We start from the raw sequence: 13,384 nt of genomic DNA, 5'->3' as shown, positions 1-13,384 counted from the left end.
GGAGATAGCGCCAGCGGCGTCGCATGGCGACGCGATGCCGCTGGCGCTGTGCGAAGGCTCTCAGGCCGCGTGGGTTGCGGGTGGGTGCTCCGGCTCAGCGGTCACGTCCTGGGCCTGTTCATCGGGCTTGTGCGCCAGTCGGTACAAGATGGGCAGCACCAGCAGCGTGAGCAAGGTGGACGACAGAATGCCCCCAATCACCACCGTGGCCAGGGGCCGTTGCACTTCCGCCCCGGTGCCCGTGGCAATGGCCATGGGGATGAATCCGAGTGAGGCCACCAGGGCGGTCATCAGCACCGGACGCAGCCGCGTGAGAGCGCCCTCGCGAATGGCCGCGTCCAGCCCCATGCCCTCTTCGCGCAGAGTGCGGATGTACGAGATCATTACCAGCCCGTTGAGCACCGCCACGCCAGACAGCGCGATGAATCCTACCGCGGCTGAAATGGACATCGGAATATCCCGCAGCCACAGCGCCAGGATGCCGCCCGTCAACGCAAACGGAATGCCGGTAAACACCAGCAAACCGTCTTTCGCATTGCCGAACATGGCAAACAACAGCACGAACACCAGCAGCAGCGACACGGGCACCACAATCTGCAAGCGCTGCGAGGCGGACTGCAGGTTTTCGAAAGTGCCGCCCCAGCTCGTCCAGTACCCCGCAGGCAACTGGATCTGCGCCAGGCCCTGCTCCGCCTCGCCCACAAACGAGCCCACGTCGCGGCCACGCACGTTGGCGCTGACCACGATGCGCCGTTTGCCGTTTTCGCGGCTCACCTGATTGGGGCCCGGCGCCAGCTCCAGCGATGCCACCTCGGCCAGCGGAATGAAGTTCACCCGCGCGGAATCAAGAGCGCCCGCTGCGCGTGGCAACGCGATAGGCAGGCGTTTCATGCCGTCCAGGTCGTTGCGAATGGACTCGGGCAGGCGCACCAGAATGTCGAACCGGCGGTCGCCCTCAAACAGCGTGCCTGCCTCGCGCCCGCCCATGGCGGTCGACACGGTGTCCTGAATGTCGGCCACATTGAGCCCGTAGCGCGCGGCTTTTTCGCGGTCGATGTTCACGGTCAGCATTGGCAGGCCGGTGGTTTGTTCCACTTTCACTTCCGATGCGCCGGCAATTTTCTGCAGCATGGCCGACACCGCTTCGGCCGACTGGTTCAGCGTGTCCATGTCGTCGCCAAAGATCTTGATGGCCACGTCACTGCGTACACCGGAGATCAGCTCGTTAAAGCGTAACTGGATGGGCTGCGAGAACTCGTAGTTGTTGCCCGGAATCTGTCCCACCACCTCCTGAATCGAGGCCAACAGCTCATCCCGGGTGCGGCGCGGCTGCGGCCACTGATCCATGGGTTTGAGCATGATGTAGCCGTCTGAGATGTTGGGCGGCATGGGGTCGGACGCAATTTCGGCCGTGCCGGTGCGGGCAAAGACGCGGTCAATCTCGGGCACCTTCGCCTTGAGGGCCACCTCGATTTGCCGCTGCATGGCCACCGATTGCGACAGGCTTGTGCCCGGGATGCGCAGCGCCTGAATGGCAAAGTCGCCCTCGTTGAGCTGCGGCACAAATTCGCTGCCCATGCGGGTTGCAATGAGCCCACACAGAAGCACAGCCACGCCCGCCACGGTAAGCACCACCGCCTTGGCCGCCATGACCCGCTCCAGCAGCGGAGCGTAAATGCGCTTGGCGTGGCCGAGCAGGAAGTTCTCTTTCTCATCGACCCGCTGGCCGATGAACAGCGCCACAGCCGCGGGGATGAACGTGACCGACAGCACCATGGCGCCCACCAGCGCGGCGACTACCGTGAAGGCCATGGGGTGGAACATCTTGCCCTCCACCCCCGTGAGCGCAAAGATCGGCAGGTAGACGACCATGATGATGAGCTGGCCGAACAGCAACGCGCGGCGGGACTCTTTGGACGCGAGGAACACTTCATGGAAACGCTCTGCCCGCGTGAGTGGGCGGCCCATGTGCGCCTGTGCATGCGCCAAGCGACGCACGCAGTTTTCGACGATGACCACCGCACCGTCAATGATGATGCCGAAGTCCAGCGCCCCCAGGCTCATCAGGTTGGCACTGACCTTGTAAGACACCATGCCGGTGAAGGTAAAGAGCATGGACAACGGGATCACGGTGGCGGTGATGATGGCTGCCCGGATATTGCCCAGGAACAAGAAGAGAATGACGATGACCAGGATCGCGCCCTCCAGCAAGTTTTTCTTCACGGTGCTGATGGCTTTGTCCACCAGCACCGTGCGGTCGTAGACGGTGACGGCGTGCACGCCCTCGGGCAGGCTGCGGTTGATGTCACGCATCTTCTTGTCCACCGCCTGCGACACGGTGCGGCTGTTTTCTCCAATCAGCATGAATACGGTGCCCAGCACCACCTCCCGGCCGTTGTCGGTGGCGGCGCCTGTACGCAGCTCGCGCCCCAGGCCTACGTCGGCCACATCGCGCACCCGAACGGGCACACCGCTGGCACTGCTCAAAATCACATTGCCGATGTCGGCCAGCGATTTGACCTGGCCCGGTGCACGGATCAGGTACTGCTCGCCGCGCTTTTCGATATAGCCCGCGCCCACGTTGCCGTTGTTGCGCTCCAGCGCCGTGACGATGTCTTGCAGCGTGACGCCCAGCGACGCCAGCCGCTCTGGGATGGGAGCAATCTGGTATTCCTTGGCGTAACCGCCGATGGAATTGATTTCCGTCACGCCAGGCACGTTGCGTAACTGCGGCTTGATGATCCAGTCCTGGATCTCACGCAGGTCCGTCGGTGTGTAGGGGCTGCCGTCGGGCTTCTTGGCGCCGTCTTTGGCCTCTACGGTCCACAGATAGATCTCGCCCAGCCCGGTAGAAATAGGCCCCAGCGCGGGCGTAATGCCTGCGGGCAGCTTGTCGCGCGCTTCTTGAATGCGCTCGTTGACCAGTTGGCGCGCAAAGTAGATATCGGTGCCGTCCTTGAAGATCACCGTGACCTGCGACAGCCCGTAGCGAGACAGCGACCGGGTTTGCTCCAGATGCGGCAGCCCTGCCATTACCGTCTCGATGGGGTAAGTGACGCGTTGCTCCGTCTCCAGAGGCGAGAAGCCTGCCGCCTGGGTGTTGATTTGCACCTGTACGTTGGTGATGTCAGGCACCGCATCAATGGGCAGCTTCTGATAGTTGAACACGCCCAGCGCGGCCATGGCCAGGGCCGCGAGCAGCACCAGCCAGCGCTGTTCGATGGAAAACCGAATCAGTTTTTCAAACATGGGGTGGGCTCCAGGGTCAGTGCGCGTGTTCGGCGGTGGACTTGCCCAGCTCAGACTTCACAACGAAGCTGCCGGTCGCGGCGTAGGGGGTGCCGGCCCGCAGGCCTTGCAATACTTCGGTGCGCTGGCCGTTGCTGCGCCCCAGCTGCACGGGCTGTGCCACGAAGCCGCCAGGCACTTTGACGAACACCGAGGTCTTGTCGCCCACGGACTGCACCGCATCGTTGGCCACCGTGACCGGCGCCTTGACCTCATCGGAGACCACGGCCACATTGACGAACAGGCCCGGGCGCCATGCGCCATGCGGGTTGGCCAGGACCACCCGCGCTTTGGCGGTGCGGGTTTGCTCGCCAATGAGTGAGCCCACGAAGGACACCTTGCCCGTGGCCGATGCATCGAAGGCCGTGGCCTTGATCGTTACGGGCTCGCCGACCCGAACCTGAGGCAAGTCCTTGGCCGGTACGTTGATTTCGGCCCACACCTGGCTCAGGTCAGAAATGGTGAACACCGCGGCGTCTTCCCGCACGGCTTCGCCGAGGCTCAAGTGCTTTTCAATCACCACGCCGTCGAGCGGGGCACGCAGTTCCACGCGATTCATGCCGGCTGCCGAAGCCCCCGCCAGCCCGAGTGCGCCAAGTTTCTGCTGCGCATTGGCCACGGCCACTTCGGCCTCGCTCAGGGCTTGCCGCGCCTGCTGGTAGTCCTGCTCGGCCGACACCTTCTGCTCCCACAGCTTCTTTTCGCGCTCGTAATTGGCTTGCGCAAGCGCCAGGCGTTTGCGGGCGGTCTGCAGCTCGCTGCGTTGCTCTGACGCGGCAGGGCTGGCAATTGTGGCCAGAAGTTGCCCCTTCTTGACGACCTGCCCCAGGTTCGCGTTCACGCCTTCCACCACCCCGGCCAGCCGGGGCACAACGTGCGAGGTGCGGTCTTCATTGAGGCGAATCTCCCCCGGCAGCATCAACGCCGACTGGATGGACGCTGCCCCGGCGGTATCGATGGCAATCGCAGAGGCCTGAATCTGCGCATCCGTCAACGCCACCTTGCCCTCATCTTTGCGCACGACAAAGCGGGCCGACGCATCGCCTTGGCGGGTTTGCACGGTGATGTCGAATGCGTGCGGCTCCGGCACCGTTTCCTGGCTGACCCAGCCGCCCTGGTCGGGCTTGAACGTCAGTGTTTGCTGGTCGCCGTTTGGCCGGGCGATGGTTGCTGTCAGGCTGGCAGCGCCCGGTGCCACGGGTTGTCCTTTGGCCTGCAGCCATAAGCGCAAACGTGGCTCGCCACCGTCTTCGGACAATCGCGCTTCCAGGCTCCAGTCGCCCTCGCGCAGCACCTCGCCACCATGTGCGCCCGGCGCCGCGGCTTCTTCGTGGTGCTCTCCGTCGCCATGGCCTTTATCGTCGGTATGGCCCTGGCTGGCGCCCTTTTCGTGGTGTTCGGTGTCACCGTGGCCCTTGGCTTCGGTGTGGCCGCCGTGGCCGTGCCCGTCGCCTTCTGCTGCAGTGGGCTTGGTTTTGCCACCTTGGAGGATGGCCACGCCGGCGGCCGCGCCCATGGCCATCACCACGGCCATGGCCATCAGGTGCTTTTTGCTGATGCGGTTTTGAAAGAGTTTCATGGGCTGCCTTATTGCAATGGGGGGTTAAGGGGAGCGCTGGCGCTGCGGCCCAGCAGGCGGTCGATGTCGGCGGCCGCGCGGTGCGCATCGGCCAGCGTCTTCAGGAATTGCGCCTTGGCGGTGAAGTACGTGCGTTGGGCGTCCAGCACTTCCAGAAAGCTGAACTTGCCGTTGTCAAACCCCAGCGTCGCTGCGTCGTACGCAGACTTGGCGCCGGGCAGCACATCTGTCTGCAGCAAGCGGGCTTCCTCCGCCAGGGTGCTGAGCCGGTCGTGTGCCTGCATCAGTTCGCTGCCAAAGCGGATACGGGCGGCCTGCAGCTCGTCACGCGCCTTGTCTTCCAGGCGCAGCGCTTCCAGCAAATTGCCCTGGTTGCGGTCGAACATGGGCAGCGGAATCGAAACGCCCAACAGCACGACATTGCGCTCCGCGTCATTGGCGCGCTTGACCCCGGCACTCACGGTGATGTCGGGAACGCGCTTGCTTTGCTCCACGGCCGTCAAGGCCTGGCGGCGATCGACTTCCAGCCGCGCCTGGACCAGCGTGGGGGCGGACTCGGCGGTTTCTTGCAGCGCGTTCAGCGGGGGCACCCACGGCATGGCGTCGCCCGTGGACACCAGGGTCAGGGGCGCAGATGGTGCCAACCCGACAAGGCTCCTGAGCCGTGTCAGCGCATTGCGTTCGTCGCTCGCGGCTTGGGCCAGTTCCAGCCACACACCGGCTTCGGCGACCCGCGCCTTGGTCTCTTCAACCGGCGAGACTTTGCCTGCCGACACGCGCTTGCCCACGGCATCGGCGGCCAGCTTTGCCAGTGCTGCGCTGTCCCGCGCCAACGCCAGGCGCTCCTGCGCAGCCAGGGCGTCGAAATACGCGGTGCCGACATCCGCCTGCAGCGTGGCACGCACGGCCGCCCATTGGGCGTGCGCTTGTTCGCGGGCGCGCTCGGCGGCGGCGATGCGCGCGCGGCGCTTGCCGCCCAGCTCCAGGGGCAGGTTCAGTTGCCAGCTTTGGCTGCGGGTGGCAAACCGCGTGTCTTCGAGTGAATAGGCCAGCTCCGGGTTGGGGCGCACGCTGCCTTGCACTACTTGGCCTTGCGTGGCCTCGACCAGGCGCTGCGCGGCGGCGACGTCGCCGTGGGTTTGCAAGGCGCGGTCCACCGCCTGCGCCAGTGTTAAGGGCGTGTTGGCAATGGTTTGTGAGGCACTGCCCGGGCTGGTGGCAGCGGGTTGCAGGCTGGCGGGGCGCTGCCCGCTGGTATCTGACGCTGGGGCAGCAGCAGCCGCTGCCCCCAGCATGGCTATGACAACGGCCACCAGCGACCGCAAGGGCAGTCGCGTGCCACGGCCGTCGCCGAAAAATGGGTCATTTCGCTTAAACATCCGGTTCTCCAATGGCTTCCAAGATCGAAGTCATCGGCGGGTGCGGCCAGCGTGGTGCTGGCCCTGGGCTCACGGGTTTAGGCGCGACACACGCGCACGCCTTGGCCGCAGCACGGCGGCAAAGCGTTTTGACTAGAAGGAGCTGCCCCGCCGATCAGGCGAGGCGCGGCCACTGTGGGCGTTCAGGCGGATGCGGAGTGTGTTGCGGCAGGTGCCCCACGGTGGGGCCTGCCCAGGTGCTGGCGCGCGGCGGCGCCCACTTGGGCGCCGGTTGCCACAGCACCCCCAGCCCCAGGCCATGGCACATGCGGCAGTCGGGATCGGCACGGTCCATGCGGCTATCGCCTTTGCCGCTGTCGTTGTCTGCTTGGGCGAGCGGCTGGGCTTGGGCCTCGGACTTACCGGGCTCTTTGCCGCCCGCGTGCTGGTGCTCGTGGTGCCCCAGGTGCTGGTTGCGCGCTGGAAGGCCCCCCCGTTCGTGCTGGCAGTATGCAGCGACCGCAGCCCAGCTAAACTGGATCGGTAGCAACATCAGCAGGCAGGTGAGGATCCAGCGGCGCATGGTTTTCAGTTTAGCAAAGGCGATAGGAGTGCACGGGCTGCGGCGGGCTGGGCGTGTGGGAATCGCTCAGCGGTTGCCGGATACGCCACGCAGCAGGCGCAGCCCGTTGATGACGACCAGCAAGCTCGCGCCCATGTCGGCAAACACAGCCATCCACATCGACGCGTTGCCCAACACCGCCATGCCCAAAAATGCGGCTTTGATGCCCAGGGCGACCACAATGTTTTGCCACAGCACGTTGCGGGTACGGCGCGACAGTCGAATCACATCGGGGATGCGGCGCAAGTCGTCGTTCATGATGACGATGTCGGCCGCCTCCATGGCGGTGTCGGTCCCGGCCGCGCCCATGGCTATGCCGATGTGGGCACGGGCCAGCGCGGGCGCGTCGTTGATGCCATCGCCGGTCATGGCCGTCGGCCCCCGCTCCGCCTGCATGCGCTCGATGGCGGCCAGTTTGTCTTCGGGCAGCAGGTTGCCGTGCGCTTGGTCAATGCCTGCCTGTTTCGCAATGGCGTTAGCGGTCGACACGTTGTCGCCCGTCAGCATGACAGATGCCACCCCCAGGTCACGGAGTTGGGCAATGGCATCGCGCGAGCTGTCTTTGATGGTGTCGGTTACGGCGAACAGCGCCAGCACCTCTTGCGCGTTGGCGAGCAAGGTGACGGTGCGGCCCTGCGCCTCGTGTACTGCCAGCAGTTCGGCCAACGCCTTGGTGGCCAAGCCCTTTTCCTGCATCAGGCGGTGGTTACCGAGCCAAAGGGTTTCGCCCTGCACCTGGGCCTGTACGCCTCGGCCAGGCAGGGCAGTGAAGTCGGCCACTTGGCCAGTACCGGCAGGTAGCCCCTGAGCGATGGCTTTGGAGACAGGATGGTCCGAATGGCCCGCCAGGTCTGCCGCCCACGCGAGCACGGTGGGCTCAGGTGCGTCAGCACAGAGCACCTCGCGGGCCACCAGCTGCGGCTTGCCTTCGGTGATGGTCCCGGTTTTGTCCAGCGCCACGGCTTTGATCTTGTAGGCGTCTTCCAAATACACGCCACCTTTGATGAGAATGCCTCGGCGCGCCGCTGCCGCCAGCCCACTGACCACCGTGACGGGCGTAGCGATGACCAGGGCGCAAGGGCAGGCAATGACGAGCAATACCAGGGCCTTGTAGAGGGCCTGCGTCCAGGTCAGATCCAGCAGCATGGGCGTGAGCACCGCCACCAGCACGGCCATGATGAACACGGCGGGCGTATAGATGGCGGCAAAGCGGTCAACAAACTGCTGCGTGGGTGCGCGCGAGCCTTGGGCCTGCTCCACCGCCTGGATGATGCGCGCCAGCGTCGTGTTGCTGGCGGCCACCGTCACCGTGATTTCGAGGGTGCCTGTTTCGTTGATCGTGCCTGCAAACACGGGGTCGCCCAGCGCCTTGTCCACGGGAATGCTTTCACCCGTGACGGGGGCTTGGTTGACGGCACTCACGCCAGCAGCCACCACGCCGTCCAGCGGGATGCGGCCGCCGGGTTTGACGCGCACCGTGGCGGCCATCGGCACTGCGCCGGCGGGCTGGTCGGCCCAGGTACCGTCGGGCTGGCGCACTTCTGCGGTGTCGGGCGTCAGGGCCAGCAGGCTTTTGATGGCATTGCGGGCCCGGTCCACCGCCCTGCCCTCAATCAGTTCGGCAATCGCGTACAGCGCCATGACCATGGCCGCTTCCGGCCATTGGCCGATCAGGAACGCGCCGGTGACGGCCACCGTCATGAGCGCATTGATGTTCAGGCGCGCCTGCATCAAGGCCGCCAACCCCTTGCGGTAGGTAGAAAATCCAGCCAAGCCGATGGCGCCCGCAGCAAGCACCATGCCGAGGCTCTTGAATACGACCGTATCGGGCGAAAAGAACGCCACGGCCTCGGCAGCAATCGCCAACGCGAGTGCGAGCACCATGCGCCACAAACCTTCGCTGGGGCCATGCGCGTGTTCGTCGTCCCCCCTGTCGCCGAGCGGTTGCGGCGTGAAGCCCGCTTTGCGGATGGCAGCCAGAGCGGCGGGAATAACATCGTCCGGAGCGTCAATGGTCAACGTGCGCGCGCCAAGCTGAAAACCCAAGCCCCGGATGCCGGGAACCGATTCCAGCGCTCTGCGAATCTCGCTCTCCTCCGCCGCGCAGTCCATGGCGGCGATACGGAACACGCTGCCTTGCGTGGCCGATGGGCGGGCTGGGGACGCGCCCGCTGGTTGGGCCGACGCGTCGTGGTTGTGTCCGCAACAGGTGTGGGCATGGTCATCGGCGCTGGGGTTGAGGGGCAGGTTTTCGGCGGACTTCATGGTGTGATGGCGTTGTGTTGGGCCTATTGGAAACCTTGAAGTGACTTCAATGTCAAGCCTTCGGGTGAGCTGGGATTCCTTGCGATAGAGCGAACCGGGTTACGCGTGCAAAAATCGCCTGGCATCTTTTTGAAAGGTGAATGGATTGGTTGAATGAAAATGCATTCAGAAAATAGCAAATCATTAACCCGTCAAAATTCATAAACTACAGAGCATCGACCAATATAAATAGAGGGATGGCGGATGGGGGGCTGAGCGCCGCCCCTTTATCCGCCACCGATACCATTTAAATGGTCGAATGAACCGCGATGGACCGATTACCGTTCGCCATCGACAAAACTCGCGTTGCTTTGGCGCTGGCCCGAACGTATCGCCTCTGCGCGCACTTGCTCGCGGGTCAGGCTGGATCCCTGGGCTTGGTCTTTGGTGTTCTGCAACGCGTTGCCGCGAGACAAGGCGACGAGGCTGCCGTCAGCACGCGACTTTTCCAGCTCCTGGATCACGTCCGAGCGTTGCAGGTTGCTGGGCTTGACGTGCGATGGAAACTCCTTGTAGCCAATTTCTCCATCCACCGAGTGGTATTGCGCGCTGGCCATCGAAATGCCGGGCACTGCCATGGCCAAAGTTACCAGAGCGATATTCAATTGTTTTTTGGAGAGCATGATTTTCCTTTCGATTTAAAACATGCCAACCCGGAGTGATAGGCTTGGCATGGAATGAATGTTAGAAAATCAAGGCACTCAGACCCCAGACAGAAAGATTACGTTTTTGTCATCGAGGGATCCTCTGCACAAATCACCGCGCCGTGTACATCTGCAGTCTCGGGCGGTCTGCTGCGTTGCAAATGCTCGCAATGGCTACAGCTATTGCTGCGCTTTGCGCCTTGCAACCCATCCCCTGTTGATTTCCATGCAAAGCTGACCCACCATTTCCATCGAATCTTGACCCACCCTGATTCGTGAACTTCACGCTCACGTTGTGGATAAGTTCTTGGCTGTCTTCTCCTTCTTGGTGGTCTGTGGTGGTTGCTATGCGGAGCTATTTTTGAACCGGTAGCTGTCATTGCCGGTCTCAAGAATATGGCAGTGATGGGTCAGTCGGTCCAGCAATGCCGTGGTCATCTTGGCATCTCCGAACACACTGGCCCATTCACTGAAGCGAAGGTTGGTGGTGATCACGACGCTGGTGCGTTCGTACAGTTTGGATAGCAAGTGGAACAGCAAGGCGCCTCCTGATGCACTGAACGGCAGGTAGCCCAGCTCATCCAGGATCACCAGATCCACATAGGCAAGCCGGTGTGCCATCTGCCCTGTCTTGCCTTGGGCCTTCTCTTCTTCCAACGCATTGACCAACTCCACAGTGGAGAAGAACCGCACCCTGCGGTGATGGTGCTCAATGGCTTGCACTCCCAGGGCTGTGGCAATGTGGGTCTTGCCCGTACCCGGTCCACCCACCAGCACCACGTTGTTGGCGTTCTCCAAGAATTCGCAGCGGTGCAGCTGACGTACCAGTGCCTCGTTCACCTCGCTGTGGCTGAAGTCAAACCCAGCCAGGTCCCGGTACGCAGGGAACTTGGCCACCTTCAATTGGTAAGCCACCGAGCGCACCCCCCGCTCGGCGGTCTCGGTCTTGAGCAGTTGGGACAGGATGGGCTGTGCTGCATCAAAGGCCGGTGCACCTTGCTCAGCCAGTTCCGCAACCGCCTGGGCCATGCCGTGCATCTTGAGCTCGCGCAGCATGATCACGATGGAAGCGATGGCAGGGTCATGACGCATAGCGCACCTCCCTCAATTGGTCGTAGCGAAGCACATTGGCCTGGGGTTCCACCGCCAGCTTGAGGGACTGCGGCGATGTGACCGGTGCTGGAGCGGGCTTGCCGTCCAGCAGGCGGTGCAGCATGCTCAGGATGTGGGTCTTGCTGGCAGCCCCTGACTCCAGTGCCAATTCCACTGCAGCGAGCACAGCCTGTTCATCGTGGTGCAGCACCAGTGCCAGTACCTCCACCATCTCCCGGTCGCCGCCGGTTTGCTTGAGCAAGGTGGCTTGCAGTCGCTTGAAGGCCGCTGGCAGCTCCAGGAATGGGGCGCCGTTGCGCAAGGCCCCAGGCTTGCGCTGCAGCACCGCCAGGTAGTGGCGCCAGTCGTACACGGTCTGTCCCGCCCCATGTTGGTTACGCTCGATCAAGCGCTGGTGCTCGCACACGAACTGGCCTTCAGCCGCGACCACCGGGCGATCTGCGTAGACCCGCAAGCTCACTGGGCGATTGGCATACGGCACCGGCACGTTGTAGCGATTGCGCTCGAACTGGACCAGACAGGTGGGGGAGACGCGCTTGGTGTGTTCCACAAAACCATCGAAGAGCCGAGGCATGGGCATCAGGGCTGCCTTCTCTTGAGCCCAGGCATCCGAGGCGGTGCCCGGCAGCTTGCCGTGCTCGCTCTCGTGCCGCAGAGCTACACAACGATCCTCAAGCCAAGCATTGAGCTCAAGCAGGCTTAGGAATGGCGGCACGACCGGCCACAGGCGGTGGCGGGCATCGCGCACGTTCTTCTCCACCTGGCCCTTCTCCCAGCCCGAGGCTGGGTTGCAGAACTCGGCCTCGAACAGGAAGTGGCTGACCATGGCCGCAAAGCACGCATTGACGTCACGGTCCTTACCACGGCGCACCCGGTCTACAGCGGTGCGCATGTTGTCATAGATGCCGCGACGAGGCACTCCGCCCAGGACCACGAACGCATGGTTGTGGGCATCGAACAGCATCTCGTGAGTTTGCAGCGGATAGGCGCGCAGGTAGAACGCGCGGCTGTGGCTGAGCTTGAAGTGTGCTACCTGTAGCTTGGTGCGCACCCCGGCGAGCACTGTCCAGTCTTCGCTCCAGTCAAACTGGAAGGCCTCGCCCGGCCCGAAGGTCAGGGGAACGAAGGTGCCACTGCCAGTGGTCTGCTGGGCCACAAGGCGCTGCTAGTTCCATAGGCGCGCAAAGGCCGCCACACGGGTGTGGGAGCCGTCATAACCGAGCGCCTGCAGCCACGTACATCTGCTTGACGGTGCGCCGCTGCTTGCGGGATCGGCCAGCTTCTGTCTTGAGCCAGCCCGAGAGCTTCGATGCAAAGGGATCAAGCTTGGAAGGACTGACCCGCTTGGCGTAGTGCGGCTCGGCCTCGCTTGCGCGCAGGTACTTGCGGAGAGTGCTGCGTGAGAGGCCCGTGTGGCGGGCGATCTCTCGGATGGACAGCTGCTCTCGCAGGGTCCAGCGCCTGAGGACACTCAGGGTTGCCACATCTATCACTCTTGGTCTCCCTACTGCTCAACAAAGCAGCAGGTTAGGGTTAGTACGTGGATCAGATTTAGATGGAAATCCTGGGGGGTTAGTGGGTCACTTCTGCGTGGAAATCAACAGGTACATGTCCTCAAAGCGCTCGAGCCCATCTGAAAAACCAAAACAGAGGCAGCCACGCGACTGTAAGGACGGATCGAGAGCATTCTGGACTGGGCGACGGTGCGCAAATACAGAACAGGCGACAACCCAGCCCGATGGAAGGGGCACCTGGACAAGCTGCTACCAGCACCCGGCAAAATCCAGAAGGTGGAACACCACAAGGCCCTCCCCGCAGCGCAAATGCCGAGCTTCATCAGCGATTTGCAAACACGCGAAGGCATCGCAGCGCGAGCATTAGAGTTTGCTGTTTTGTGTGCGGCCCGTAGCGGGGAAGTACGGGGGGCACGTTGGTCTGAAATAGACATGGTCACCGGTGTGTGGGTTGTACCCGCACAGCGAATGAAGGCAGGCAAAGAACACCGCGTGCCGTTAAGCACACAAGCCATGGCCCTTTTGAAGGCATTGCCCCGCGCGACAGAGAGCGCCTTGGTCTTTGATACCAATCAGGGGAAACCGCTATCTGACATGGCACTCACATCGGTAATACGCCGCATGAAGGTGGATGCCGTTCCTCACGGGTTTCGCTCCACATTCCGTGACTGGGCGGGAGAGATGACAAACCACCCCAGAGAAATTGCCGAACAAGCGCTAGCCCATGCGCTTGAGAACAAGGTGGAAGCGGCCTACCGGCGCGGAGACGCTCTGGAAAAACGACGGGCCATGATGCAAGACTGGGCAGACTTTTGCTACCCCGAGGTCGCCACCCCACCGGCGTTCAAATTGAGCGACGCATTCACCGGAGGGAAACGAGCTGGGTAATTGCAAAGCGCCCAAGCCAACTCACCAGCACATACAAAAGTGGGCAACGCCGCTGGCCCCACGGCATGCCAAGG

8 protein-coding genes and 1 pseudogene are annotated in these 13,384 nt (G+C 63.1%); 1 reads left to right on the top strand and 8 read right to left on the bottom strand.

Going from position 1 to position 13,384, the window contains the following annotated elements; translation table 11 throughout:
* Nucleotides 1-60 precede the first annotated feature (60 nt).
* The 8 genes and pseudogenes from AACH87_RS09890 to istA all read right to left on the bottom strand — a co-directional run bounded on the left by AACH87_RS09890 (nucleotide 61) and on the right by istA (nucleotide 12,401).
* Nucleotides 61-3,249 carry a CusA/CzcA family heavy metal efflux RND transporter gene (locus AACH87_RS09890; RefSeq protein ID WP_338798647.1) on the bottom strand — a complete coding sequence of 1,063 codons (3,189 nt, stop codon included), beginning with the start codon at nucleotides 3,247-3,249 and terminating at the stop codon, nucleotides 61-63.
* Nucleotides 3,250-3,265: 16 nt separating this feature from the next.
* Nucleotides 3,266-4,867, bottom strand: a complete 1,602-nt coding sequence (locus tag AACH87_RS09885; RefSeq protein ID WP_338798646.1) for an efflux RND transporter periplasmic adaptor subunit — start codon at nucleotides 4,865-4,867, stop codon at nucleotides 3,266-3,268.
* Nucleotides 4,868-4,875: 8 nt separating this feature from the next.
* Nucleotides 4,876-6,246 (bottom strand): TolC family protein, encoded by a 1,371-nt coding sequence (locus AACH87_RS09880; RefSeq protein WP_338798645.1) that lies wholly within the window; start codon nucleotides 6,244-6,246, stop codon nucleotides 4,876-4,878.
* A gap of 154 nt (nucleotides 6,247-6,400) precedes the next feature.
* A complete protein-coding gene (locus tag AACH87_RS09875) occupies nucleotides 6,401-6,808 on the bottom strand; it encodes a hypothetical protein (RefSeq protein WP_338798644.1) in 408 nt (135 codons plus the stop codon).
* A 66-nt stretch (nucleotides 6,809-6,874) separates the two neighbouring features.
* The gene (locus tag AACH87_RS09870) at nucleotides 6,875-9,112 is read right to left on the bottom strand and encodes a cation-translocating P-type ATPase (protein ID WP_338798643.1); all 2,238 of its coding nucleotides are present in this window, start codon (nucleotides 9,110-9,112) and stop codon (nucleotides 6,875-6,877) included.
* A gap of 317 nt (nucleotides 9,113-9,429) precedes the next feature.
* Nucleotides 9,430-9,774: a DUF4148 domain-containing protein gene (locus AACH87_RS09865; protein ID WP_338798642.1), complete on the bottom strand. Its 345-nt coding sequence runs from the start codon at nucleotides 9,772-9,774 to the stop codon at nucleotides 9,430-9,432.
* Between the two features lie 366 nt (nucleotides 9,775-10,140).
* The gene (gene istB / locus AACH87_RS09860; protein WP_338798641.1) at nucleotides 10,141-10,887 is read right to left on the bottom strand and encodes an IS21-like element helper ATPase IstB; all 747 of its coding nucleotides are present in this window, start codon (nucleotides 10,885-10,887) and stop codon (nucleotides 10,141-10,143) included.
* Nucleotides 10,877-12,401, bottom strand: a pseudogene (gene istA, locus AACH87_RS09855) (IS21 family transposase). The gene istB and the pseudogene istA overlap by 11 nt, the downstream one beginning before the upstream one ends.
* A gap of 297 nt (nucleotides 12,402-12,698) precedes the next feature.
* Between istA and AACH87_RS09850 the strand changes: the two are divergent.
* Nucleotides 12,699-13,310: a site-specific integrase gene (locus AACH87_RS09850; RefSeq protein ID WP_338798640.1), complete on the top strand. Its 612-nt coding sequence runs from the start codon at nucleotides 12,699-12,701 to the stop codon at nucleotides 13,308-13,310.
* Nucleotides 13,311-13,384: the final 74 nt, after the last annotated feature.

This window comes from Acidovorax sp. DW039 (genome assembly GCF_037101375.1).
In the GTDB taxonomy this organism is placed as follows: Bacteria; Pseudomonadota; Gammaproteobacteria; order Burkholderiales; family Burkholderiaceae_C; genus Acidovorax.
Note: the sequence above shows the minus strand (reverse complement) of the source record. Positions and strands in the feature narration are given on the sequence as shown.